22 protein-coding genes are annotated in these 25,910 nt (G+C 62.2%); 4 read left to right on the top strand and 18 right to left on the bottom strand.

Features of this window, described 5'->3' with window-relative positions:
- Positions 1–188: 188 nt before the first annotated feature.
- Positions 189–1,082, bottom strand: coding sequence for a LysR family transcriptional regulator (locus ALTERO38_RS07515; RefSeq protein WP_159967860.1), 894 nt, complete (start codon positions 1,080–1,082; stop codon positions 189–191).
- Between the two features lie 114 nt (positions 1,083–1,196).
- On the opposite strand from ALTERO38_RS07515, the gene ALTERO38_RS07520 reads away from it, so the two are divergent.
- Together ALTERO38_RS07520 and ALTERO38_RS07525 are read left to right on the top strand one after the other, a co-directional pair.
- Complete coding sequence (locus ALTERO38_RS07520; protein ID WP_148923790.1) at positions 1,197–1,622, top strand: VOC family protein; 426 nt, start codon at positions 1,197–1,199, stop codon at positions 1,620–1,622.
- Between the two features lie 645 nt (positions 1,623–2,267).
- Positions 2,268–2,684 (top strand): hypothetical protein, encoded by a 417-nt coding sequence (locus ALTERO38_RS07525; RefSeq protein WP_102835067.1) that lies wholly within the window; start codon positions 2,268–2,270, stop codon positions 2,682–2,684.
- Here the strand turns inward: ALTERO38_RS07525 and ALTERO38_RS07530 are convergent.
- The gene (locus ALTERO38_RS07530) at positions 2,681–4,321 is read right to left on the bottom strand and encodes a Na+/H+ antiporter (RefSeq protein ID WP_159967861.1); all 1,641 of its coding nucleotides are present in this window, start codon (positions 4,319–4,321) and stop codon (positions 2,681–2,683) included. The genes ALTERO38_RS07525 and ALTERO38_RS07530 overlap by 4 nt on opposite strands.
- 521 nt (positions 4,322–4,842) lie before the next feature.
- Here ALTERO38_RS07530 and ALTERO38_RS07535 point away from each other — a divergent pair.
- Positions 4,843–6,570, top strand: a complete 1,728-nt coding sequence (locus ALTERO38_RS07535; RefSeq protein WP_256663813.1) for a tannase/feruloyl esterase family alpha/beta hydrolase — start codon at positions 4,843–4,845, stop codon at positions 6,568–6,570.
- Positions 6,571–6,848: 278 nt separating this feature from the next.
- A complete protein-coding gene (locus ALTERO38_RS07540; RefSeq protein ID WP_159967862.1) occupies positions 6,849–8,105 on the top strand; it encodes an OprD family porin in 1,257 nt (418 codons plus the stop codon).
- Between the two features lie 84 nt (positions 8,106–8,189).
- Here ALTERO38_RS07540 and pcaD read toward each other — a convergent pair whose 3' ends face one another.
- The 16 genes from pcaD to ALTERO38_RS07620 form a co-directional block, all read right to left on the bottom strand.
- Positions 8,190–8,978 (bottom strand): 3-oxoadipate enol-lactonase, encoded by a 789-nt coding sequence (pcaD, locus tag ALTERO38_RS07545; protein WP_159967863.1) that lies wholly within the window; start codon positions 8,976–8,978, stop codon positions 8,190–8,192.
- A gap of 199 nt (positions 8,979–9,177) precedes the next feature.
- Positions 9,178–10,383 (bottom strand): 3-oxoadipyl-CoA thiolase, encoded by a 1,206-nt coding sequence (gene pcaF / locus ALTERO38_RS07550; protein WP_159967864.1) that lies wholly within the window; start codon positions 10,381–10,383, stop codon positions 9,178–9,180.
- Positions 10,380–11,174, bottom strand: a complete 795-nt coding sequence (locus ALTERO38_RS07555; RefSeq protein WP_102835062.1) for a CoA-transferase subunit beta — start codon at positions 11,172–11,174, stop codon at positions 10,380–10,382. Before ALTERO38_RS07555 ends, pcaF begins: the two co-directional genes overlap by 4 nt.
- Positions 11,174–12,043 (bottom strand): CoA transferase subunit A, encoded by an 870-nt coding sequence (locus ALTERO38_RS07560; protein ID WP_102835061.1) that lies wholly within the window; start codon positions 12,041–12,043, stop codon positions 11,174–11,176. The genes ALTERO38_RS07555 and ALTERO38_RS07560 overlap by 1 nt, the downstream gene beginning before the upstream one ends.
- Positions 12,044–12,229: 186 nt before the next feature.
- The gene (locus ALTERO38_RS07565; protein WP_148925999.1) at positions 12,230–13,072 is read right to left on the bottom strand and encodes an IclR family transcriptional regulator C-terminal domain-containing protein; all 843 of its coding nucleotides are present in this window, start codon (positions 13,070–13,072) and stop codon (positions 12,230–12,232) included.
- A 91-nt stretch (positions 13,073–13,163) separates the two neighbouring features.
- A complete protein-coding gene (locus tag ALTERO38_RS07570; RefSeq protein ID WP_159967865.1) occupies positions 13,164–14,435 on the bottom strand; it encodes an OprD family porin in 1,272 nt (423 codons plus the stop codon).
- 96 nt (positions 14,436–14,531) lie between these two features.
- Positions 14,532–15,743 carry a benzoate/H(+) symporter BenE family transporter gene (locus tag ALTERO38_RS07575; protein WP_159969657.1) on the bottom strand — a complete coding sequence of 404 codons (1,212 nt, stop codon included), beginning with the start codon at positions 15,741–15,743 and terminating at the stop codon, positions 14,532–14,534.
- A gap of 356 nt (positions 15,744–16,099) precedes the next feature.
- The gene (gene catA, locus ALTERO38_RS07580; RefSeq protein ID WP_159967866.1) at positions 16,100–17,038 is read right to left on the bottom strand and encodes a catechol 1,2-dioxygenase; all 939 of its coding nucleotides are present in this window, start codon (positions 17,036–17,038) and stop codon (positions 16,100–16,102) included.
- Positions 17,039–17,111: 73 nt separating this feature from the next.
- Positions 17,112–17,402 (bottom strand): muconolactone Delta-isomerase, encoded by a 291-nt coding sequence (catC, locus tag ALTERO38_RS07585; RefSeq protein ID WP_159967867.1) that lies wholly within the window; start codon positions 17,400–17,402, stop codon positions 17,112–17,114.
- 15 nt (positions 17,403–17,417) lie between these two features.
- Complete coding sequence (locus ALTERO38_RS07590) at positions 17,418–18,539, bottom strand: muconate cycloisomerase family protein (protein WP_159967868.1); 1,122 nt, start codon at positions 18,537–18,539, stop codon at positions 17,418–17,420.
- 28 nt (positions 18,540–18,567) lie between these two features.
- Complete coding sequence (locus tag ALTERO38_RS07595; RefSeq protein WP_159967869.1) at positions 18,568–19,911, bottom strand: MFS transporter; 1,344 nt, start codon at positions 19,909–19,911, stop codon at positions 18,568–18,570.
- A gap of 103 nt (positions 19,912–20,014) precedes the next feature.
- The gene (locus tag ALTERO38_RS07600) at positions 20,015–20,794 is read right to left on the bottom strand and encodes a 1,6-dihydroxycyclohexa-2,4-diene-1-carboxylate dehydrogenase (RefSeq protein ID WP_159967870.1); all 780 of its coding nucleotides are present in this window, start codon (positions 20,792–20,794) and stop codon (positions 20,015–20,017) included.
- A gap of 72 nt (positions 20,795–20,866) precedes the next feature.
- Entirely contained in the window at positions 20,867–21,877 is a 1,011-nt protein-coding gene (gene benC / locus ALTERO38_RS07605) for a benzoate 1,2-dioxygenase electron transfer component BenC (protein WP_159967871.1), read from the bottom strand.
- A 10-nt stretch (positions 21,878–21,887) separates the two neighbouring features.
- Positions 21,888–22,376 (bottom strand): benzoate 1,2-dioxygenase small subunit, encoded by a 489-nt coding sequence (gene benB / locus ALTERO38_RS07610; protein WP_159967872.1) that lies wholly within the window; start codon positions 22,374–22,376, stop codon positions 21,888–21,890.
- The gene (gene benA, locus ALTERO38_RS07615; RefSeq protein ID WP_159967873.1) at positions 22,376–23,737 is read right to left on the bottom strand and encodes a benzoate 1,2-dioxygenase large subunit; all 1,362 of its coding nucleotides are present in this window, start codon (positions 23,735–23,737) and stop codon (positions 22,376–22,378) included. The genes benB and benA overlap by 1 nt, the downstream gene beginning before the upstream one ends.
- Positions 23,738–23,963: 226 nt before the next feature.
- Positions 23,964–25,889, bottom strand: coding sequence for a PAS domain-containing sensor histidine kinase (locus tag ALTERO38_RS07620; RefSeq protein WP_159967874.1), 1,926 nt, complete (start codon positions 25,887–25,889; stop codon positions 23,964–23,966).
- Between the last annotated feature and the right edge of the window lie 21 nt (positions 25,890–25,910).

Consider the following 25,910-nt stretch of genomic DNA (forward strand, 5'->3'; position numbering starts at 1 on the left):
CCAATGGAGTGTATGGCGGGCTTCAGGTTGGACCCACAGAGTCGGTTACCGTTCTGAGGCGAATCCATATGCGCGGCATTGCATTGCCTTCAACCTTGACAAGGGTAGCCCAAGAGCCCGGCATGCCCCGGAAAAAGCCTTCTGTAGCCGACGTTCGGCGCGGCAGGCAGACGCTCTATCTCGTCGATTCACCAAGCCGGGGCCGGACGTCCCTGCTCCGCCAGCACTTCCCGCACACAGCGGCGAAACAGCTGCTGCACCGGCAGCTGTCGGGGGCTGTGTCGGCCAACCAAGACCAGCTCCCGGTGAAAGGTCGCGTCTCCCAGACGCAAGACGCGAACGGTCGGCTGACGCTCGAGCCATAAGCCGGCCTCTGGCACCAGCGCGACGCCTAAACCACAGGCGACCATCTTGACGATGGCATCCAGCTCATCGAGTTCCAGGCCTGGGCGTACATCCAGATGATGTTTGCGCAGGAACTGACTCACCTGCCGACCGCCAAACGAGCTGCGGTCGTAACGCACGAAAGGCTGCTCGACGAGCAGTTTCAGCGGGTCATCACCGGCTACATCGAGCGGCGTGATCAGCACGAACGGCTCGCGTTGAATCAGCTCGGCGTGCAGTTCCTTGGGCAGGGCGAAAGGCGGTCGGATCATGATGGCCAGGTCGATCTCGCCAGCATCGACCTGCGACAGCAGGTTCAGCGAAACGCCGGGAATCAGCTTTGGCGCGACACCCGGCGCCTGTTCCAGCAGGCGAAGCAGCACTGACGGTAACAGCCCTGTCTGTACGGTCCCGATCGCACCGATGCGCAGTTCGCCCCGGTAGTCTTCGAGAGAGTCCGGCTGCCCCATCAGACTGAACGTCTCCAGGATCTGCTCGGCCATCGGCACGGCCCGCAGTCCGGCCGGGTTGAGATAAGCCGAGCGGCCCGTTCGATCAAACAAACGCAGGCCCAGCGCCGTTTCGAGATTCTTGATCTGAGCGCTGACGGCGGATTGAGTCAGACCGACCTTGTGGCCTGCAGCAGCAAAACTGCCGCAGCGGGCAACCGCGAGAAAAGTTCTCAGTTCACGGATCATAAAGACCTAGATTGATCGAAATATTCGAGGCTCGACATGAACGATATCCGCTGTTGACGGGTGCGACAAATCGGCAAGATGGCACTCAAGGCCCCACAACAGAAGGAAGCCCTGATGAGCCTCTCCCCTTTTCACCTTGCGATTCCCGTCTACGACTTGCCCGCCGCGCGCCGCTTTTACGGTGAAGTCTTCGGCCTGGCCGAAGGACGATCGTCCGAGCACTGGGTCGACTTCGACTTCTACGGCCATCAACTGGTCATTCACGAGCACCCGCGCACTGCTACGCAGGAAGCCGCACACACCAACGCGGTAGACGGTCATGACGTCCCGGTCCCGCATTTCGGCATCGTGCTCAGCTGGCCCGAGTGGGAAGCCTTGGCAGAGCGCCTGCGCGCCCGCGGCACTCAGTTCGTGATCGAACCCTACGTGCGCTTTCAGGGGCAGGTCGGCGAACAGGCCACCATGTTTCTCTTCGACCCCTGCGGCAATGCCCTGGAATTCAAAGCCTTCAAGGACATGAGCCAGCTGTTCGCCAAATGACGTTAATGGTCTGGTCGGTTTTAGCATCGTCCATCAACTGCGCTGATTTTCACGGACGTCAACGCACTGCGAAGCAACGCCACTGACCTGCTACCGCGACCGGATGCGTATTGTTGGGACGGCGGTGCTGGCCAGGGACTTGCAACAGATCGCGATGAAGCATCGCAGCGGATTGCCTACTGATACTCAAACCCCGCTGCGAGCGAGTGCCGGTGTAACGCCGGCCTGAACGCACTCGTGCTGGTTAGTAGGTGTGGTTGGACTCCAACGACTAAGCGGAGCTCTCGCATCTGATTTCGAGATGGCGTTCGCCAGAGCGTCATCCGTTCGCTGCAGCCTGCTGTCTCCCCGCACGCCTTCGTTCTGCTCGCGTACACCCCTGCGGATACTCGATTACCTACACCGGGAATGGTGGCAGCGACAAAGGCATTCAGCAGATAAGAGCTGCGTGACGGACGAACTTTTCGCGCGCTCGGGGCTAAACAAAACCCTCGATCAACCGATAACCCGTCATGCCAAGCGAAGGCTCAACAGTTCACGGCTGAAGGCCCCGCACCGCGCTATCTCGCGAATTTCGTCCTGCTGCGTATTGATCGCTTCAGCTCGAAATGCGCAACCACCACCCTGCTGACGGAAGCCATTACCGTGCAACTCATTGATAACCGAGCGCTGATCAACGATGCCTTGAGCCAGTCTGCAGAGCTGACGGGGGGGCGTTTCGATCATCGCTATTGGTTGAGCAAGGTGGCGGATGTAAAGCTGCTGATCATCTCCAAGCCGGAAGTGCTTTTCGATCTTTCGGTCAAGGTCTACATCCCCTTACCAGCCGGGCAGCACACGCCGCTGACCTATGGCGATGGCTGGTTCAACTGGCACTTTCTCGGCAGCAAGAGCGCGGTTGTCACCATTGCTCGCGAGATTCTGGCGATCGCGATGCGCAACCGGAAATCTCACTCTCCGGTGCTGCAGGCCTGGTTGACCCAGCTGGTGGCGTTCAAGCACAGCGACCATACGATCGCCGTACTTGAACCCGAGCAACAACAGGACTCGGTAGGCGGTTAGACGCTCTCACCAGCGCCCAGCGCAGCCTCTTCGTAATCGAGTTCACGTAGCAGCGTCTGCAGCATCTGCTCGTCGATCTCGTGCCGCTTTCTCATCCGGTACATTTCCTTGCGCTGCACAGCAATGGCGTTGAGGCGGATATCGCGCTCCAGCGCCATGGTTTCACGTGCCTGATTCGCCCGGCCGTGATGATCCATCAGGGCCTCGATGTCGTGCCGGTAGGATTCGGTAACCCGCGCCGTGACTTCACTGCGCAGCAGCATCTCGTCCGGGTTCTCGACCGGGTTGGCCTGTTTCCAGTTCTCCAGCCAGCTGACCGCCGCCTGAGCGGCGATTCGGCGGGCTTTTTTCAACTCTTCCCGATGTTCTTCGAAGTCGTTGTTGGGTAACTGCTTGAGGAAATAGGGAATACCCAGCGCCCCGATCAGCAGGGACAGGATGATCACCGCCGCAGCGAGGAAGATCATCAGATCCCGGCCGGGAAACGGCGTGTCGCCGATCATCAATGGGATCGAGAGCACACCGGCCAGGGTGATCGCGCCGCGCACGCCAGCCACCGCGCTGAGTGCCGAGAACAAGCCAAGGGGCTTGGGCTGAACCGTCTTGCCGAGCAGGCGGCGCACCCGGGCCTCGCCCCAGTGATAGGCAAACACGAACACGAAGCGCACTACCAGCAGCAGCGCCATGATCGCCAGCGCACTGAACACCAGCATCGGCATGCTGTAGGTCTCGTGCCCGGCCGCTTCCCAGACACGCTCAACGATCCGCGGAAACTGCAGACCCAGCAACAGGAACACCAGTCCGTTGAAGCTGAAATCGAGCATTTCCCAGATGCTACGGTTGAGGATGCGGGTGCTGGTCTTGACCGGCAACATGTCGATGCGGCTCTGCACCATGCCTGCTGCCACTGCCGAAAGAATGCCGGACATGCCGGCATGCTCAGCCAGGAAGAACGCAGCGAACGGCAGTAGCAGGATCATCACCACGTAGGTCGAGGGATCGAACAGGTCCCGCGCGGTCATCCACTGCTTGGCCTTGCCCACTGACCAGCTCAGCCCTGCTCCGATTGCCAGCCCGCCCAGCGCAATAACGAAGAACTCTCCGGTGACGTTCAATAGAGAGAACGAACCGGTGATGGCCGCAGCCAAGGCGAACTTGAACGAGACCAGGCCCGTGGCGTCGTTCATCATCGCCTCACCTTCCAGTTGGTGAGACATGTGCCGTGGCAGCCGGCCCTGGGCGATGGCGATCACCGCCAGCGCATCGGTTGGCGAAAGGATCGCGGCCAGGGCGAAACTGGCGCCCAGCGGGATGGCCGGCAACAACCAGTGAATGAAATAGCCCACCACCACCAGAATGATCAGCACCAGCACCAGCGCCATGGCGGTCATTTCCGGACCGTGCTCGGTAAATTCGCGCTTGGGTATCTTCCAGCCGTCGTAGAACAACAGCGGGGGAATGAACAGCAGCATGAAGATCTCGGGCCGCAGTTCCACGCCCATACCAAACGGCGGGAGCGCCAGCACGCTGCCCATGATGATCTGCATGATCGGCAGTGGTAGCGGAACGACATTGGCCAGGATGCGACTTGCGCCGACTGCGAGCAGCAGCAGGAAGATGAGGTAAAGCGTTTCCATGGGGCGGGCTGATCTCTACAAAAAATAGGCGGGGGCATGCGGCCTGTGCGCGCACGCGACGAAAGTATAGTCGGGAGGTTTTGGAATAGCCGGTTCGCGGATCAGATCCGCTTGGACTAACTGGCGACAACCGCGACGCTTCGCGTGCTACAAGCACAGACGTCATCGCTCAGGCGCCCCGTCACGCCTGAACGCAGCTTTTCTGCGACTCTCCTCGCACCGCCTGTCGAAAAAGTTCGAGTAGCCATACAGAGTGTCCAGACGGGACGACATTGCGCCCGTCTATGTCCTGCAATCTGGACAGACGAGAACGTCTGAGAGCACCGCGTTCAGCCTGCTGCTCGACGCGCTAGAGCGGTCCGCCGGTGATCTGGTGACCGGTCATCGGCCTCAACCTCCACCCACGTATGACTGGCACAGCTTTGGCTCAACCTCCAGGCCCGGTTGCAGCGCTGTCTTCTCGGGTATCCACCTTGTGGCGTCAGCTGCAAGGCATGACAACAAGAAGAAGGAAACGCCAGATGAAAGCACCCCATGCACCCCGCTTTCGCTACGCCACATCCCAGCGGCTGCGGCTGACGATCCCGGCCTTACTCGCGCTGGCAGCGGCCGAACCCACGCTCGCTGCCAGTTGCGCTGAGTTGAACGGTGCCCAGATTCCTGCCGCTGCGATAGCTCTGCCAACCTCTGGGGCGAAAGTCACCGCTGCGACGTTGGCGCCAGGCGGTGGCAGCGCACCGCAGACCTTTGGCCCATATTGCGACCTGAGCGTGGAGATCGCGCCGATAGACCGGAGCGCGCCCAATATCAGGATGCGCATCGTTCTGCCTGAACAATGGAACAGCAAGGCGATGATGTATGGCGGTGGCGGCTATAACGGCACCGTGCCTAACGTGGCCGGCAATGTTCCGGCCGGCCCGGTCGACCAGCCGACGCCGCTGGGCCGGGGCTATGCGGTATTCGCCAGCGACTCGGGCCACGTGGCCAATCCCCTCAACCCCGGCGACTTCGCCTGGAACGAAGAGGCCTTGGCCAACTACGGTCACGATGCCTTGAAGAAAACCCGTGATACGGCGATGTACCTGATCGAGCAACGCTACGGCCAGCCTCCGGTGCACAGCTACTTCGCCGGCGGTTCCACGGGGGGCCGAGAGGCGCTTGCGGTGGTGCAGCAGTGGCCAACGGATTTTCACGGCGCGATCGTGCTCTACCCGGCCTACAACGCCGCCGCACTCGATCTGCAATTTGGCCGCATTACCCGCGCGCTAGCCGCGCTGGGCGCCTATCCCAGCCTGGAAAAGCGCTCTGCCTTGCTGGAAGCCTCGATGCAGGCCTGCGACGGGCTTGATGGCGTGCGCGACCGGGTGATCAGCAACCAGGCGGCATGCAACGCCCAGTTCGATCCAGCCACCGCCAAGCTCAACGGCCGCCCCTTGCGCTGCCCCGATGGCGCTGACACGGGTAGCAACTGCTTGTCCGATGCGCAGATCAGTGCGCTCAAGGTGTTCGATACGCCGATCCGTTTCAGCCAGCCCCTGGCCAGTGGCGAACGCGGCTACCCCGGCTTCAATACCTGGGGCACCGATCTGGGACGGCCTGGCGAAGGCCTGCAAGCGATCGTCAACCGGCTTGGCCTCAACACCCTGCAGCCCGACTATCCGATGCCGGTACACGGCACAGGCTTTGCCGAGGGCGCGCCCTACCACTCCGGGTTCTGGGATGAGTGGGTGCGCTATTTCGTGACCCGCAATCCAGCCTTCAACTCGCTGACACTTGACCCCGCCAACCTTGGCCCGTGGCAAGCGCGAGTCGATGCGCTGTCGTTGCGTCAGGACGTCAACCAGACTGACCTGTCGGCATTCGTTGCCAATGGCGGCAAGATTCTGATGGCTCACGGCACTTCGGATCAGCTAGTCAGCACCCGCGCCACGGCCGATTATTACCGGCGCGTGCAACAGGACATGGGCGTTGGGCAGACCCGTCGGTTCATGCGCTACTACGAGATTCCCGGCTACGCCCATGCGGCCAGCACGGTGTTCAACGCCGCCTGGGATTCGCTGTCGGCGCTGGAAAACTGGGTCGAGTTGGGCATCGCGCCCAAGCGCCAGGTCGTCACAGACACCGTCGCCGTCCCCGGTCGCACCCGCCCACTTTGTGAATACCCCGGCTGGCCGAAGTACAAGCGACGCGGCGATGTAAACGACGCCTCCAGTTTTGTCTGCGTGAAGAGCCATCAAGGCCGGCACTGAAGCCGCCGCCGCATTCATGCTGCTCAGGATGAATGCGGCGCTTCATAGTCTCCCCGACAAGCGTCCAGCGGACTGAACACTTCCTGGCTCCTGCCCTGAACATGTCCGCACGACTGGACATCCGATCCGTTGCCGCTGCCTCAGATCCTCGGTGCAGCAACTGCACATCCTGCTCCGATGACGCTCTGCGCACGCTGCTCCGGGATTTGTTAGCGCGCCCTGCCAGAGCTGGCACGGCATTCGCTGAGGCCAACCCAATAACAACAAGAGGAAAGACCATGCAAGACCACCGCAAGACCACCCGCAGCCTCCTTTGCCTAGGCGTTGCGCTAGGCACTGCCGGCACCGCCAACGCCGCATTTCTCGATGACAGCAAGGCTACCGTCGAGCTGCGTAACTTCTACATGAACCGTGATTTCCGTCAGTCCGGCGCACCGCAGTCCAAGGCTGACGAGTGGGCGCAGGGTTTCATTTTGAAAATGGAATCAGGCTACACCGAAGGGCCGGTCGGCTTTGGCCTCGATGCCCTAGGTCTGCTGGGCGTCAAGCTCGATTCCAGCCCGGATCGCTCCGGTACCGGTGTCTTGCAGAGAGACTCGTCCGGTCAGCCGTCTGACGACTACGGCACCGCCGGCCTGACCGCCAAAGCAAAGATGTCCAATACGACCCTGCACGTCGGCACCCTGCAACCGATCATCCCGGTGGTGATGCGCAACGACAGCCGTCTGTTGCCTAGCATCTACCGTGGTGCCTGGTTGCAGAGCAAAGAGGTCGATGGGCTGACGCTCGATCTCGGCATGCTCGACCGCACCAGCTACCGTGACTCCTCGAACTACGAAGAGATGGCGGTGTTCAATGGCGGCGCGCGAAATATTGTGCTGGGGAATACCGACACCAGCGACGAGTTCATGTTCGCCGGCGGCAAATACCAGTTCATGCCCGAACTGACCGGTAGCTATTACTACGGCGGACTGGACGGCATCTACAAGCAACACAACACGCAGCTGGTCCACATCATGGCGCTCGGCGAAAACCAGAGCTTCAAGACCGACCTGCGCTACGTGCGCTCCACCGATGACGGCGGCAGCAACGTCGACAACAACGCCTTCGGTGCGCTGTTCACTTACAAGCTCGGCGGCCACGCGTTTACTGGCGGTTACCAGACGTTGAGCGGCGACACCGGTTTTGCGTATATCAGCGGTGGCGACAACATGCTGATCAACCTGCTGCAGATCAACGACTTCGGTAACGAAGACGAGAAATCCTGGCAGGTCCGCTACGACTATGACTTCGCCGCGGCGGGCATCCCCGGGCTGAGCCTGATGACCCGCTATGTGTCCGGTGACAACGTCAACCTGGCAGGCGGCGGAGAAGGTGAAGAGTGGGAGCGCGACACCGACATCGCCTATGTAGTCCAGAGCGGGCCGTTGAAGAACCTCGGCATGAAGGTGCGCAACGCCACCGTGCGCAGCAACTTCGGCAGTGACATCAATGAAACCCGCGTGATTCTCAGCTACACCCTGGCGCTCTGGTAAGACCAGAAAGCAACACAGCAATGACTCCTCGTTGATCTTTTGCCGGGCCCTTGCGGCCCGGTTTTTTATCGAATCGAGGATCGCTCAGCCGCGCAGAAACGCCAGCACCGGACGGGTGAACTCATCGCCTGTCTCGACATTCGACAGGTGCGCCGCCTCCAGTTCGATCAGCTGTGCACCGTCCACATGAGCCTGGATGAAGCGCCCGTGCTCAGGTGTCGTGACCGGATCGTGGCGGCCACAGACCACCAGCGTCGGTACCTTGATCGCGCCCAGCTGCTCCCGATAATCGGCATCGCGCACCGCAGCGCAGTTGGCGGCGTATCCAGCCGGTGAGGTGCCTGCGATCATCTGGGTAATACGGCCAGTCTGCTCGGGCGAGCGACCGGCAAAGGTCGCTGTGAACCAGCGTGAAATGGCGGCATCGCGCATGTCGCGCATGGCCTGCTCGCCGCCGCGCAGCACGCCGTCGATCCGCTCGTTCCACACCGCGTCGGTGCCGATTTTCGCGCCGGTGTTGCACAGCACCAGACGGGTCAAGCGCTCGCCTGCGTGGATGCCCAGCCATTGGCCGATCAGGCCACCCATGGACAAACCGCAGAAGGCAAAACGGTCGATTGCCAGGGAATCGACCAGATCCAGCACGTCCCGGCCGAGCTGCTCGATGCTGTAAGGGCCGGGGGTGACAGACGAGCTGCCGTGGCCACGGGTGTCATAACGCAGCACACGAAAGTGCTCGCTGAATGCAGCGACCTGTGCATCCCACATCTCGAATGTCGTGCCCAGCGAGTTGGAAAGCACCAGCACAGGCGCATCCACCGGGCCATCGAAGCGGTAATTCAGTTCGCCATCGGCGAGTTTAATGCTGGGCATGGGAGCCCTCCTGAAAGTCGAATCAAAGTTGGCCGCCCGCACGCGAGAAAGACGCGGTGCCTGCAGTCACACAGTGCCGTGGCGCGGCAAATGCCGTCGTGGGTAGCACTGGTGGCCGAAGCCCTCCCTACACGGGCGCGACATTAACGGCCGTTGTTGGGCCGCGCGGCGTTCCGCTGCAGCCCACCCTGGCGAGACCTCAGACCTTTTCCAGTGCCAGCGCCAAACCCTGCCCCACGCCGACGCACATGGTCGCCAGCCCCAGCTTGCCGCCGTTCTTTTCCAGCGCATGCACGGTCGTCAGTACCAGCCTGGCGCCGCTCATGCCCAGTGGGTGGCCAAGGGCAATGGCGCCGCCCTGCGGGTTGACCTTCGGGCTGTCATCTTCCAGCCCGAGGTCACGCGTCACCGCCAGCGCCTGGGCGGCGAAGGCTTCGTTGAGTTCGATCACATCGAAGTCGCTCACGGCCAGATTCAGCCGCTCGCACAGCTTGCGCACTGCCGGCACCGGACCATAACCCATGACCCGTGGCGCCACGCCGGCGCTGGCCATGCCGAGCACTTTGGCGCGAGGCTTGAGGCCGTACTTCTTAACCGCTTCGGCGCTGGCGAGAATCATCGCTGCCGCGCCGTCGTTGACACCCGAAGCATTACCGGCGGTCACCGTCTTGTCCGGCCCGTTGACAGGTTTGAGCTTGGCCAGCGCTTCGGCGGTGGTGTCCGGACGCGGATGCTCGTCGGTATCCACGACGGTGTCGCCCTTACGGCCGTTGATCACCACCGGGACGATTTCCTCGGCAAAGAACCCGGCCGCCTGCGCCTTGCCAGTACGTTGCTGACTGCGTAACGCGAAGGCGTCCTGGTCCTCACGACTGATCTGGTGCTCTTCGGCCACGTTGTCGGCGGTCTGCGGCATGGCGTCGACGCCGTACATCTCCTTCATCTTCGGGTTGATGAAGCGCCAGCCAATGGTGGTGTCCTCGATCTTTTGCGTGCGACCAAAAGCGGTATCGGCCTTACCCATCACGTATGGCGCGCGGGTCATGGACTCGACGCCGCCGGCGATGGCCAGCTCCATCTCACCGCAGGCGATGGCGCGAAAGGCGCTGCCCACGGCATCCATGCCCGAGGCACAGAGCCGATTGAGTGTCATGCCCGGTACAGTTTCCGGCAGCCCGGCCAAGAGCGCGGCCATACGCGCGACGTTACGGTTGTCCTCACCCGCCTGGTTGGCGCTGCCCATGAAGACCTCGTCAACCGCCGCCGGGTCGAGCCCGGGGTTGCGCTCGAGCAGTGCCTTGATCGGCGTGGCAGCCAGATCATCGGTTCGCACGGCAGCCAGCGCACCGCCGAAGCGGCCAATGGGCGTGCGTACTGCATCGCAGATATAGACTTCGCGTGTCACTCGTCACCTCCAGCTTGTCCGTGGGCGGCGGCAGTGCGGGCCTCAAGGGCACGCAGGGCCTCCAGTTCAGTAGTGGTCGGCGCCTCGGTTTCGCCCAGCTGATCGGCGAAACGGATGGCCCAGCCGGTGTTCTCGATCACCTGTTCACGGGTCACACCCGGGTGCAGCGAGGTCACCACGAATTCGTTGGACCCGGCTTCGGGCTCCATGATGCACAGGTCAGTGATGATTCCCACCGGCCCATTGCCCGGCAGCCCGAGCTGCTTGCGGTGGTCACCGCCCTCGCCAAAGCCGACCGAGGTGATGAACGCCAGCTTGTCGACAAAGGTGCGGTGCGACTGTTTGAGAATGATCAGCACCTGCTTGGCCGACCCTGCAATTTCCGGCGCCCCGCCCGCCCCTGGCAAGCGAACTTTCGGTTGGTGATAGTCACCGATCACCGTGGTGTTGATGTTGCCGTACTTGTCGACCTGCGCCGCGCCGAGAAAGCCGACGTCGATGCGGCCGCCTTGCAGCCAGTAGCGGAAGATCTCCGCGGTGGGCACCACAGTGTCAGCGGTCTCGGCCAACTCGCCGTCGCCGATGGACAGCGGCAGCACGGACGGCTTGGCGCCAATGGGGCCGGATTCGTAGATCAGCACCACTTCCGGTGCGTGAGTCAGGCGCGCCAGATTGGCGGCTTTGGACGGCAGGCCGATGCCGACAAAGCAGACGCTTCCATCACCGAGCCGGCGGGAGGCGGCAACGGTCATCATTTCATTGGTGCTGTAGTCATTGGCGTGAGCGCTCATCACTTGGCTTCCTGCTGCGCGGCCAGCTTGGCCCCTATCTTTTCTTGAAACGCTGAGAAATCTTCGGTACCGCGAATGAACTCATCGATCCAGGCGGTGAAGCTGTCGCGGTCGCGAGCGATTGGATCCCACTGCTGATAGAAGCGGTTGTCGCGCTCGTAGTAGCCATGCGCGTAGGACGGATGCGCCCCTCCCGGTACCAGACACACGGCGCTCAGTGCCCAGGTCGGCAATACGCAGGCATTCATCGGTGCCTGCAGGTCATCGACGATTTCCTCGACGGTGACGATGCAGCGCTTGGCCGCCAGCGCCGCTTCCTTCTGCACACCCAGAATGCCGGCGATCAGCACGTTGCCCTTGCGATCGGCTTTTTGCGCGTGAATCACGGTGACGTCCGGGCGCACGCTGGGAACTGCAGCCAGGGTTTCGCCGGTAAAGGGGCAGTCGATGAACTTGATCATCGGATTGACCTTCGGCAAATCGGAACCGAGATAGGCGCGCAGGACGGCAAACGGCAGTCCCGACGCACCGGCAACGTAGGCGTTGGCCAGATCGGCATGGCTGTGCTCTTCGATTTCTAGCGGCTGCGGCCACTGCTTTTCCACCGCATCACGCAGGCGATGCAAGGAACCCACACCCGGATTGCCGCCCCAGGAGAACACCAGCTTCTTCGCGCAACCGGCGCCGATCAGCAGGTCATAGACCAGGTCGGGGGTCATCCGCACCAGGGTCAGGTCCTTCTTGTCCTGACGGATGAGTTCATGGGCGGCGGCGGTGGGAATCAGATGCGTGAAGCCTTCAAGCGCAACGGTGTCACCGTTGCTGACGAAGCGATCCACTGCTTCGCGAAGGGAAAGGAGGTCGGCCATGGGTCAGTCTCGTGTGAATAGCGAAATGCGCGTGATGCGCTTGCGATCCACACTACCCATCGAGCCCCGCCGGGACAATCCGATAATCGATTAGCCGTGCGATTAACGAACACTAACCTCGACACCTCGGTCCCACCAAGACAGAGTCCCCTCGCCATCCGCAGCATTCGGATAACGGCTGCAGCATCAGTGAAACAGACGGGTGCTCAGCTCCTGGCTTGCCTCCAGTAACACCGGCAGGAAGCGTGTCTCAAGCTCCTGCTTGGTCATGCGGCTGGCGTGGGTGCCGACGTTCAGCGCGGCCAGCACTTGACCCGCAGAATCCTTGAGCGGCACGGCCAGCGACCGCAGGCCGACTTCCAGCTCCTGGTCAATGATCACCCAGCCCTTCTGGCGTATCTCGGCTATCGAGCCACGGATGGCCTCGGGCGTATGCAGCGTACGGCTGGTCTTGATCTGCAGATTGGCATGTTCCAGATAGTCGTCTAGCGCCGCATCATCCAGCGCCGCGAGCAGAATGCGGCCCATGGACGTGCAGTACGCAGGCAACCGGCTGCCAACGCTAAGATCGACCGAAATCAGCCGCTGTGGCGTGGCCGAACGCGCCACGTAGAGGACTTCATCGCCTTCCAGCGTTGCCATCGAACAGGCTTCGTGGAGTTGATCGCTCAGGCGGTCGAGGATCGGCTGCGCGGTGACCGCCAGCGGCGTTGAGGACAGATAGGCATGGCCGAGGGTCAGTACCTTGGGCAGCAGCGAATAGGTGCGACCGTCAGTCGTGGCGTAGCCCAGCTTGATCAGCGTGTGCAGGCAACGCCGCACGGCGGCCCGGGGAATTTCCGTGCGGTGGCTGATCTGGGCAATGGTCAGGTGGCGCTTGCGCTCCTGAAACGCATGTATCACCGCCAGCCCCCGCGCAAGCGAGGTCATGAAATTCGGGTCACCGGTCAGCGCTTCGATGCGTTTGGCCGGCGACGCGATGATGGCCGGCGCCATTGGAGCAAGACTGGGGCGGGATTCGTCATTCATGGCAGGTGTCCTTGGCGAAAGCGATGGGCGATTATCGTACTAGCGTTCGATAATCGCAGAGCTGATCACTTAAAGCCAAGGGCTGTAGCTGTTACAAAAGTTGCCAGGTGTAGTTGAAGATCAACCGATTTTCGTCGATATCGCTGCGATAGTTGGAGCGCGCGGTGACGTTGCGCACCCGTACCGCCAGATTCTTCAGCACGCCGCTCTGGAAGGTGTAGCCAAGGTCCAGATCGCGCTCCCACTCTTCGCCCTCGAAGCCACTGCTGGTGTCCACATTGTTGCCGCGCAAGTAGCGCAGCGTGGTCACCAGCCCAGGAATGCCGACAGCGGAAAAGTCGAAGTCATGCCGCAACTGCCAGGATCGCTCATCAGCGCCAGCGAACTCGTAGGTGGGCACTTCGTTACCCAGCGGGCTGACATTGTTGAAGACCCGGGGAAAGGCATCGTCGCCAAACATCGCCTGGTAGCCGACCGAAAAGGTGTGGCCTCCACGCTTGGCCGACAGCAGCGAAAACAGCGCTTGGTTGTCGATTTCACCCAGCATGCGCTCGCCGTCCTCTTCAGAATCATAGAAGCCGAGATTGGCGCCGAACACCCAATCTCCCACTGGCTCACTGTGCTTGAAGTTATAGAAACGCTGGTTGTAGATGTCCTTGAGCTGCGCATACCAGATCCCGGCGCTGGTGCGCTTGTCGTTGAAGGCATAGTCCGCGCCGGCATAGTTGAAGCGGTCAGTCTCGGCATAGCCACCCAACTGCGGGACATGGCCGAGCTTCGCGCGCATCTTGCCGTCACCCGCTTCGTTGAGCACGCTGGCCGAGCGGAACTGACCGGCCAGCACGGTCAGGCCGTCGATTTCCTGGGATACGAGACTGGCGCCCTGATAGGTCGGTGGCAGCAGGCGGATGTCACTGAAGGTCAGCACTGGCAGGTTCGGGGTCAGCTCGCCGATCTTGAGTTCGGTCTTCGACAGCCGGGCCTTGAGCGCCGCGCCAATGCGACCGAAGTCATCTGCCGCATTGCCATCACTGCCGGTCGGAAGCAAGCCGGTGTTGACCCGACTTCCGCTGCTGTCGAGCTTGAAGCCGAGCTGGCCAAGCATATCGACGCCAAAACCGACCGTGCCTTCGGTGTAGCCCGACCTGACGTCTAGAATGAAACCTTGCGCCCACTCCTGCGCTTTGGATTGCAGGTTAGGCCCGACGATGTCGGAGAAATCGCGACTGAAGTAATAGTTTCGCGCCTGCAGTGTTGCCGTGGCGCCGTCGATGAAGCCCACCTCGGCGGCATGCGCTGCACAAAGGCTGAAGGTGGTTCCGATAGCCAGGGCGATGCGGGACGGTTTTAACTTGTTTGTCATCGTTATGGACTCGTTGTTGTTGTTTTTCAGGTACACGCCGCCGTACCGCCAGCATGAGCGGGCAGACAGACGAGGTTCAGGTGGAAGCGGTGTGGCTCAGCGCGTTGGCTGTTTCTCTTCAAGTACCGGGGCGCCAACCGGTGTGGTCGACCGAGGCCGTCGCGCCGCCAGCAGCAGATGAGCGGCCAGGCCGAAGATCAGCCCCCAGAATGCCGCGGACAAACCGAGCAACGACATCCCGGAGGCTGTCACCAGAAAGGTGATCAGTGCGGCTTCGCGATCCGCTGGCACTGACATCGCAGCGCTCAGTGCACCGCCGATGGCGGCCAGTAGCGCCAGCCCGGCCAAGGCAGCGATCAGTGCCGCGGGAAACGCCGTGAACACCGACACCAGGGTGGCGCCAAAAATACCCAGCAACAGGTAAAACACCCCGCCGGAGACGCCTGCGACATAGCGTTTGGCTGGATCCTCGTGGGCTTCCTTGCCAGTGCAGATGGCGGCGGTGATTGCCGCCAGGTTCAGGCCGTGGCAACCGAAAGGCGCCAGGATCAGCGAGCCCAGCGCACTGCTGCTGATCAAGGGGCTCGCCGGCGTCTGGTAACCGTCGTTACGCAGTACCGCCATGCCCGGCACGAACTGCCCGGTCAGCGCCACCATCGCCAGCGGCAAGGCCACGCCTACGACGACCTGCCAGCTGAATTCAGGGGTGATCCAGACCGGTGTCGCCAGCCCGATCACCAACGCCTCGCTGTGCAGCTCGCCGCTGGCAACGCCTACCACCAGCACGGCCATCACGGCATAGCGCGGCATTGCCCGCTTGAACAGCAGATAGGTTGTGAACATCGCCAGAACCAGGCCGGGCTGATCCTTGACTGCCACGAACAGCCCGGTGCCGAAGCGAAACAGAATGCCCGCCAGCATGGCCGCAGAGATCGCTGCGGGCAGCTTGCGAATGATTCGGTCAAATGCGCCCGACAGACCGACCAGCAGCACGATCAGGCTGGAGACCAGGTAAGCGCCCACCGCCTCGTTCAGGCTGATGTCGGGAAGCATACTGACCAGCAATGCCGACCCTGGCGCTGACCAGGCAATGATGATCGGCACGCGGTAGCGCAGACTGAGAACGATGCCCAGCACACCGCTCCCGATGGACACCGTCCACACCCAGGAAGACAGAATGTCGCGCGGCAAGCCGCCCGCCTCCGCCGCCTGGAAAATGATCACCAGTGGCCCAGCGTAGGAAATTATCGTCGCGATAAACCCGGCGACCACCGCCGACAGGGAAAAATCTTGGTACAGCGCTTTCATATCGCCTCGCACGTCAGGCATGGCACTCCGTGACAGTGTCCGGAGCGCTCTTGTTGTTGTGGTCATGCAGTGAGCCCGTTGAACGTAGGGTGTATGTCGCTTCACCCATCCACCTCCGACACCGCATGCAGCCGGTTGATGAAAAGAGCGTCATCCACCCTAAGTTGGCGTTGCCGTAGCGATACTTCGATCCACAGCGCCGACCCGCGCATTCGCCACGCTCACCTGCCGCATCTATGCGGGGATGTCCCTTCAGCCATCCACCTCCGGCACCGCATGGAGCCGGTGGATGAAAACGGCGTCATCCACCCTACGTCAGCCGCGACATCCGTGCTTGCCACCGCCGCCGCCGTGCCTCACGCCTTCTGCAAGGCGCGCGGGCGACTGCTGCGTTGCTCGGCAGTCGGTGCGGGCGCCTGCTGCAACTGAAAGTCGAATTCGACTTCGGCAAACCGCCCCTGCACCCCGCGAGCCTGCGCCGCCTCTGGATCGTTGTTGAAATGGATATCGCCGACCAGGCCGTCACGGGTGGCGTAGGCGAAGTCGTCCCACAGGTACTTGTCGCCGGCCAGGTTGATCTGGGTGGTCAGATGACGATGACCCGGTGCGGAGATAAAGAAGTGAATGTGCGCTGGGCGCTGCCCGTGCCGGCCCAGCTGGTTCAATACTTCCTGGGTTGGACCATCCGGCGAGCAACCGTAGCCGGACGGCACGATGCTGCGAGCACGGTAGCGGCCTTCGGCATCGGTGATGATGCGGCGGCGCAGGTTGTACTCCGACTGGCTCTGGTCGAAGTACGAGTAGTTGCCCTGAGTGTTGGCGTGCCACAGGTCTACAGTGGCGCCGGCGAGCGGCTTTCCGTCCGGCCCGGTAACACGCCCCTGGAGATACATCGTCGTGGCGACACCCTCCTCGCTGCCATCGTCCATGCGGACTTCACCTTCGGCAATAGGCGCGCCGGCGACGTAAAGCGGCCCTTCGATGGTGCGCGGCGTGCCACCGGTCAGGCCGATCTGAGCGTCCTTGGCATCTTCCAGCAAGTCGAGGAAGTGTTCGAGCCCGAGCCCGGCCACCAGCAAGCCGGCTTCATTGCGCCCGCCGAGGCGATTGAGGTAGTCAACTGCCTTCCAAAATTCGTCCTGGCTGATTTCCAGGTCTTCGATGATCTTCGCCGCGTCGACCAGGATGCGGTTGGTCACGGTCTTCATCCGGCTGCTGCCGTCGTCATTGTTGAATCCGCTGGCTCCCTTGAAGAATTGCTGGATTTCCGGGGAGTGGGAGATTTTCACAGTCATGGCTCAGGCCTCATCTTGTAGTTGTGGTGACGCTGGGTCGCTGGCCGGCGGACACCGGCCTTTTTAAAATCGGTCAGCTGTCGTTTTCCCGAATCGAAGACGGGTGCCGACAGAGCGGGTTGACCTCGATTTCCATATAGGGGAACAGCGGCAGCTGCATCAGGGTGTCGTGCAGCTCCTGCACGCTGGCGACATCGAACACGCTGTAGTTGGCGTACTGACCAGCGATGCGCCACAGGTGGCGCCACTTGCCCTCGCGCATCAGACGCTGGGCCAGTTCCTTCTCGTCGGCCTTGAGCTTGAAGGCCTTGCCCGGGTCCATGTCGACGGGCAGTTTTACGGTCATCTTTACGTGGAACAGCATCGGTTCAGCCTCCGGTTATTTGCGACTGAAGAACGCCAGGCGCTCTTCATCGAGGGTCAGGCCAAGGCCCGGCGTGCGAGGCACTTCCAGCTGGAAGTCGCGATAGACCGGTGCGTCGGTGACGATTTCTTCGGTGAGCAGCAGCGGCCCGAACAGCTCGGTGCCCCACTGCAGTTTGTTCAGCGTGAGGAAGGCATGCGCCGAAGCCAGGGTGCCGATGGCACCTTCGAGCATGGTGCCGCCGTACAGCGCGACGCCTGCGGCTTCGGCGATCTGCGCGGTGCGCAGCACGGCACGTGGGCCGCCGTTCTTGGCGATCTTCAGGGCGAAAATACTGGCGGCGCCGTCGGCGGCCAGGCTGAAGGCGTCCTCGACGCTCTCGATGGATTCGTCGGCCATGATCGGCGCGGGGCTGCGCTGGTTCAGCCTGATCTGCCCGCCGCGGTTGATCCGCGAGATGGGCTGCTCGATCAGATCAATGCCGTTGTCGCCGAGGATGCGGCAGGCCCGCAGCGCCACCGACTCGTCCCACGCCTGGTTGACGTCGACGCGCACACTGGCGCGCTCGCCAAGGGCCTGCTTGATGGCGATGACGTGCTTGAGGTCGGCATTCACTTCACCGGCGCCGATCTTCAGCTTGAAGATGCGGTGGCGGCGGATATCGAGCATGCGCTCGGCCTCTTCGATGTCCTCGGCCGTGTTGCCGCTGGCCAGGGTCCAGGCGACTTCCAGGCTGTCACGTACGCGGCCGCCGAGCAGCTCGCTGACCGGCAGCCCGAGGCGCTTGCCCTGAGCGTCCAGCAGCGCGCTTTCGAGGCCGGACTTGGCGAAGGTGTTGCCCTTGGCGGACTTGTCCAGCTGCAGCATGGCGGCGTTGATATTCGCCGCATCCTGACCCACCAGCAGCGGGCCGAGGTGGCTGTCGATGTTCTGCTTGATGCTTTCCGGGCTCTCGTTGCCGTAGGCCAGGCCACCAATGGTGGTGGACTCGCCGATGCCTTCGATACCGTCACTGCACTTCGCGCGAATGACCACCAGCGTCTGCTTCTGCATGGTGTGCATCGCCAGCTTGTGCGGGCGAATGGTCGGCAAGTCGACGACGATTGCCTGGATGCTTTCGATCAGGATGGGGTTCATATCGTTTTCCAATGTGCGGGTCTCAGGATCAGGCCTTCGCGGCCGACAGCACCACCGGGGCGGAGTCGGTGCTGCGCTTGCTGGAGAAGGCGAAGACAGCCATGGCCAAGGCGGCGATAACGCCCGGTACGGCGAAGGCCATGAAGTTGAGCTGCAGCGGCAGGTTTATGCCTAGCAGCGCACCACCCAGCAGCGGGCCGACGATGGCGCCGTTGCGGCCGATACCCGAGGCCCAGCCGAGACCGGTGGAGCGGATCGACAGCCCATAGAACTGGGCAGCGGTTGCGTACAGCAGGATCTGCGTGCCGATCACCGTGGCGCCGGCGATGAAGATCAGGGTGTAGAGCACCGGCATCGGCGTCTTGAAGCCCAGCAGGCTGATGGAAACCACCGACACGGCGAAGAACACCACCACGACTTTCGACAGGTTGAAACGGTCGCCCAGCCAGCCGCCGAGAATGGCACCGGCCATCCCGCCGAAGTTCAGCGCCAGCAGGAACGACAGGCTGGAACCCAGGCTGTAACCCGCGTTGGCCATCAGTTTCGGCAGCCAGGAGCCAAGCGCGTAGACCATCAACAGGCAGCAGAAGAACGCCAGCCACAGGGAGAAGGTCCGTACGCCACGGCCGTCGCGAAACAGCTCCAGCACCGAAGCGCTCTTGCCTTTCACATCGGTCATCACCAGCTCATCGTCCGCTGTCAGCTGGCGGCTTGGATCGACCTTGTTCAGCAGCGCCCGGGCCTGTTCACCTCGCCCCTGACGAACCAGGAAACCCACCGATTCCGGCAGATACCAGAGAATCAATGGCAACAGCAGCAGCGGCACAGCAGCAGCGAAGAACATCGCTTCCCAGCCGAAGCGCGGCAGCATGTAGATTCCGAGGCCGGCCGAAAGCATGCCACCCAGCGAGTAGCCGCTGAACATGACGGCTACCAGCGTGCTGCGCAGTTTCTTCGGCGCGTACTCATTCATCAGCGCCACCACGTTGGGCATCAGCCCGCCGCAGCCGAGGCCGGCGAGAAAGCGGAAGATGCCGAACTCCGTCGGCGTGCTGGCGAAACCATTGAGCACGGTGGCCCCGCTGAACAGCACGAAGCACACTGCGATGCCTTTCTTGCGGCCGATGCGGTCGGCCAGAGTGCCGAACACCAGCGCGCCGAACATCATGCCGAACAGCGCATAACTGCCGAGGGCGCCGGCTTCCAGTGGGCTCAGCCCCCACTCTTTCATGATCACCGGCAGCACCACGCCGTAGATGAACAGGTCGTAGCCGTCGAAGATCAGCAGCAGCGCGCAGAGGCACACGACCAGCCAGTGGAAGCGGCTGAAGCGCGCGTTATCGATGATTTCGTGAACATCTACTTTTCGCATGGCAAGACTCTCTATTGTTTTTGTTAGTCGCGGTTCGGCCGCAGCGGTAGCGCTGCAAGCCCGAGGTGCCCTGACGTTGGCCGGTCAGACCGTTCTATGTGATTCAGCCGAGATCGCCACCACCCACCGGCAGCGTCACGCCGGTGATGTAGGAAGCGTCGTCCGAAGCGAGAAACAGGATGGCGCCGGCCTGCTCGTCGACTGTCCCGTAGCGTTTCATCAGCGATGAGTCGACGGTTTGATCGACGATCTGCTGGTACCAGATCTTTTCCTGCTCGCTCTGCTCGGCGGCGTTGCGCGGAATGCGGCGCGGCGGCGCCTCGGTCCCGCCCGGCGCGGTGGCGTTGACGCGAATGCCGCGCTCGGCATTCTCGAAGGCCAGGCACGCGGTCAGCGCATTGACGCCGCCCTTGGCCGCGCCGTATGGCACGCGGTTGAGGCTGCGGGTGGCAATAGAGGAAACGTTGACGATGGCGCCCGCGCCCTGCTCCAGCATGTGCGACAGTGCGGCGTGGCAGCACCACAGCGTCGGGAACAGCGAGCGCCGCACCTCAGCCTCGATTTCGTGCTCCTGGTAACGCTCGAAGGGCTTGGCCCAGATGGTGCCGCCGACGTTATTGACGAGAATGTCGAGGCGGCCGAAGCGCGCCTTCGCCGCGGCCATGACGCGATGGCAGTCGGCGAACTGCTCGAGATCAGCCGTCAGCGTCAGTGCCTCGACACCCTTCGCCCCTAGCTCATCGGCCAGTTCATGGACCAACTCAGAGCGGTCGACCAGTACCAGCCGGCCACCCTCTTCGCCCATGCGCTCAGCCACGCGGCGGCCGATGCCCTGGGCCGCGCCGGTGATGACGGCGACCTTGTTCTGAAAGCGAGTGTTCATCTACCCAACCTCTGGAATGGCGACGGATTCGGTGGGCAATGCGGCGCAGTTGCCCACCCTACGGCTGGCGAATCAGGCGCTGGCGGCGAACTTCTCGTAGTAGAAGTTCGCCGGCTCCAGCCCCTGCTCACGAATGAACTGGCTGACCGCCTCGACCATCGGTGGCGGGCCGCAGAGGTAGATGTCCACCTCACCGTCATTCAGGTGCTTGGGCTCGATGTGCTGGGTCACGTAACCCTTCTGTGGATAGGCGCTGTCCGGGCTCGCTACGCAGGCGCTGTAGGTGAAGTTAGGGATGCGCGCGGCGAAGGCCTCGAGCTTGTCCATTTCCACCAGATCGTGGTCGTGGGTGACGCCGTAGATGAGGTGCAGCGGATGCTCGCTGCCGTGCTCGGCGATCTTCTCCAGCATCGCGGTGAACGGCGCGAGGCCGGTGCCGCCCGCCAGCAACAGCAGCGGCCGCCTGATCTCGCGCAGATAGAAGGCGCCAAGCGGGCCGGCCAGGTTGACGCTGTCCCCGGCCTTGGCGAGGTTGGTCAGAAAGCTGCTCATCAGGCCGCCCGGCACGTTGCGGATCAGGAAGCTGACCTCGCCGTCCTTCTGCAGCGAGCTGAAGGAATAGGCGCGGGTCTGGTCGCTGCCGGGCACCTGCAGGTTCACGTACTGCCCGGGCAGGAAGGCCAGCTGGTTCAGCGATTCGCCCTTGATCGACAGCGCAATGGTGCTCTCGGAGAGCTGGCGCACATTGCTGATCGCAGCCTGGTAGTTGGCCTGCTGGGTCTTGCAGATGTCCGAAGCGGCCGGCACACGAATCACGCAGTCACTTTCGGCGCGCATCTGGCAGGTCAATATATAGCCCTGCTCGGCTTCGGCTTCGCTCAACGCATCCTCGATGTATTCCTCGCCGAGGTCGTAGCGGCCGCTTTCGGCGAAGCACTTGCAGGCGCCGCAGGCACCGTCCCGGCAATCCAGCGGGACGTTGATGCCTTGGCGGTACGCGGCATCGGCGACGGTTTCGCCTAAGTTGGCGTCGATGAAACGGGTGACGCCGTCTTCGAAGTTCAATGCGATCTTGTGAGTCATGGCGGCGCCCTCAGAGGTGGTACACGTCGATCATCTGGCGGATGTAGTCGTTCTTCAGCACGACCTTCTTGGCCTTGATCAGCGGGTTCTCGCCGCGGGTATCGAGGGTGTAGAAGCTGGTGCCGTAGAAGTGGTCGACCGTCTTGTAGCGAAAGCTCATCGTGTGCCAGTTGAAGCGCAGCTTGCAGACGCCATCGGCCTGCTCGAGCAGTTCGAGGTTGCTGATGTTGTGGCTCGTGCGCGTATCCGGAATGGTCGCGCTGGAGCGCTCGGTGCGGATGCGGAACACCCGATCTTCCAAGCCACTGCGGTTGCCATACCAGATCAGCGAGATTTCGCTCATCGGGTCCTGGGTCAGCTGGTCGCGATCATCCCAGGCCGGCATCCAGAAGGTGGCGTCCGGCGCATAGAGTTCGAGCCACGCTTCCCAGTCCTTGTCGTCCAGATAGCGCGCTTCGCGGTAGAGGAAGTCGCGCGCGGCGTCGTAGGAAAGAGTCATCACGCACCCTCCACGTGGATCAGCTGGTCCTGCTCTTCCTTGAGCCCCTTGATCATTTGCTGCTGCCAGTAGTGGTGCTGCAGCACGAACAGGCCTTCATCCTCGGTACGTGCGCCGCTCATCAGCGGATGCAGGTCGATCTCCTGCGCGCCCTCGTCGGCGCCATCGATCCAGTGCTTGGCACCGCGGGACATGTCGTTCCATTCCATCGCCCTTCCGGCGAAGCCCTGCTGGCAGGCGCGGAATTCTTCCAGGTCGTCGGGGGTGGCCATGCCGCTGACGTTGAAGAAATCTTCGTACTGGCGGATGCGGCGGGCGCGGGCTTCGGCGCTCTCGCCCTTGGGCGCGATGCAGTAGATGGTGACTTCGGTCTTGTCGACGGAGATTGGCTTGGCGATGCGCAGCTGCGAGCCGAACTGGTCCATCAGGTACAGATTCGGGTAGAGGCAGAGGTTGCGGGAGTTCTCGATCATCCAGTCGGTCCGCGCCTGGCCGACCTCGGCGATCATCTCGTCGCGGCGCGCATAAAGCGGACGGTCTTCCGGGTTGTCCCAGCGGGTCCAGAGCAACAGGTGGCCGTTCTCGAAGGAGTAGAAGCCACCGCCCTTCTTGCCCCAGCCGCCGGCGCTCATGGCGCGGATGTCGTCGCCCGCTTCCTTGAGCTTTCGCTGCTGTTGGGTGGCGGCGTAGTTCCAGTGCACCGCGGTGACGTGGTAGCCGTCGGCGCCGTTTTCCGCCTGCAGCTTCCAGTTGCCTTCGTAAACGTAGGTGGACGAGCCGCGCAGGACTTCGATGCCCTCAGCGGACTGGTCGACCACCATGTCGATGATCTTTTTCGATTCGCCGAGGAAGTCCTCCAGTGGCGCCACGTCCTCACGCAGGCTGCCGAACAGGAAGCCGCGATAGGACTCGAAGCGGGCGACCTTCTTCAGGTCGTGGGAGCCGTCGCAGTTGAAGCTTTCGGGGTAGCCAGCTTCCTTCGGGTCCTTGACCTTCAGCAGCTTGCCCGAGTTGTTGAAGGTCCAGCCATGAAACGGGCAGGTGTAGGTCGCCTTGTTGCCGCTTTTGAAGCGGCAAAGCATGGCGCCGCGATGGCTGCAGGCGTTAATGAAGGCGTTGAGTTCGCCCTCCTTGTTGCGAGCAATGAAGACCGGCTGGCGACCCATCTGGGTGGTGTAGTAGTCGTTCTTCTCGGGAATCTGGCTCTCGTGAGCGAGGTACAGCCAGTTGCCCTCGAAGATGTGTTTCATCTCCAGATCGAACAATCGAGGGTCGGTGAACATCTCGCGCTTGCAGCGAAAGACGCCCTTCTCTTTATCTTCTTCGAGCAGCGAATCAAGGTAGTCGAATCCCAGGGACATGGCCGGGGCCTCCATTGTTATTGTGTCTACGTGATGAAGGCTACGGCGCGGGAGACGGCATCAATATCCGATTCCTGCAGCACCTTTATCCGTTTTCTGCAAAACAATGGAGAGCGTGGCCCGAACAGGCCGGACGACCTTGCGCAACAAGCCGTGACGCCATAAGCGGCGCCGGTTGATCGCGTCAGTGCGGATTACGAGAGGAATTGATCAGACGTGCCTGCCCTCAGGGCTGGCTCATGACCGCTGTAATCTTCTCGGCCAGCGCGTCCATATCGAACGGCTTGCCCAGTCTAGGCAGGTTGCCGGCGCCCCCTCCGAGCTTGTCGGCGTAACCGGTCGCGAGAATTACTTGCAGTTGCGGATAGCGGTTCCGGATGAAGTCGGCCAGCTGGGTGCCTGTCATCTGCGGCATGGCCTGATCGGTCAGCACCAGATCGACCTGATGTTGCGTCAGCACCTCGATCGCCTGCTCGGCAGAGCTTGCCTCGATCACCTCGCAACCAAGCTCTTCGAGCATTGCCGCGGTCGTCATCAGCACCAGCGGATCATCATCGACCACCAGCACTTGCAGCGCCATCAGGCACTGTGGCTCCGGCTGCTGGACGCTGTCAGGCTTAGCCGGTGCAACCGCACTGACCGCCAGGGGCAACCACAGCTCGGCGGTGGTACCGCGGCCCTTCTCGCTTTTGAGCAACAAACGCCCGCCCGACTGAGCGGCCAAGCCATGAACCATTGAGAGTCCCAGGCCCGTGCCCTTGCCAACGCCCTTGGTGGTAAAGAACGGTTCCATCGCCTGTGCAAGCGTCGCCTCGTCCATCCCCGAGCCTTCATCGGTCAGCGCCAGGCACACGTAGTTGCCCGGTTCCAAAGGCCCCTCCTTGTTATCGAAGCGATGTTCGCCTGCTGAGATGGTGACAGTGCCGCCATTGGGCATTGCGTCCCGTGCGTTTACGGCCAGATTCAGTAGCGCCAGTTCGACCTGATTGGCATCCGCCATGACGCGCTGGAGCGAAAGCGGAAAGCGCGTTTCGATGTCGATACAGGGACCGAGCGATTGTCTGAGCAGATCCGCCATGCCGCGCACCAGAGCAGACAGATCGACCAACTCGAAGTGCAGTTCCTGGCGTCGTGCATAGGCCAGCATGCGCTGGGACAGCGATATGCCCCGCTGCGCACCCTGGATGGCGTTGTCCAGCAAGGGAACGACTCTCGGATCGCCTTCCACACGCCGACGGACGATTTCGAGGCCGCCGCGCACGGCCATCAGCAGGTTATTGAAGTCATGGGCGATGCCGCCGGTCAGCCTGCCGAGCGATTCCATCTTCTGCGCCTGGAACAGCGCCTCGCGCGTCTTCTCCAGTGCGCGCTGCGCCTCGACCGTTTCGGTGATATCGCGGGTCACCTTGGCAAAGCCGATCAGAACGCCGGTCTCGCTGCGAATCGGGTCGACCACCACGCTCGCCCAGAACTGTGAACCGTCCTTGCGCACCCGCCAACCCTGACTCTCGAACCGACCATCGCGCAACGCAGTGGCGAGGCCTCGTTGTGGCGTGCCGTTCTGCCGATCCTCCTCGGTGAAAAACAGCGAGTAGTGCTGACCGATCACTTCATCGGGCCGATAACCCTTGATGCGCTGTGCGCCCGCGTTCCAGTTGGTGACGAGCCCGGTCGGGTCCAGCATGTAAATGGCGTAATCGGTGACGCTCTGAACCAGCAGCCGGAACTGCTGTTCGCTCTGCTTGAGCGATTCCTCGGCCAGCTTGCGCTCAGTGAGGTCGCGGGTGATCTTGGCAAAACCGATCAGGGCGCCGTCCGGCGAACGAATCGGGTCAACCACCACATGGCACCAGAAGCGCGAGCCGTCCTTGCGCATCCGCCAGCCCTCGCCTTCGAACCGGCCCCTCGCCGCCAGCTCCAGAGTCCGCTGCGGCATGCCGGCCGCGCGGTCCTCAGCCGTGTAGAAGCGGGAGAAGTGCTCGCCGATTATTTCGGCCTCTTCGTAGCCCTTGAAACGCTTCGCGCCGGCATTCCAACTGACGACACGGCCATCGATATCGAGCATGTAGATCGCATAGTCGGTTACCGCTTCGATCAACAGGCGGTAACGATCATCGAGTCCCATCAGCGTGTTCGACGCGGCCCCTTGCATGCCAATATTCCTTGCCGAGCG

Origin of the sequence: Pseudomonas sp. 9Ag (genome assembly GCF_902506445.1) — a bacterium.
GTDB classification, from domain to species: domain Bacteria; phylum Pseudomonadota; class Gammaproteobacteria; order Pseudomonadales; family Pseudomonadaceae; genus Stutzerimonas; species Stutzerimonas stutzeri_AB.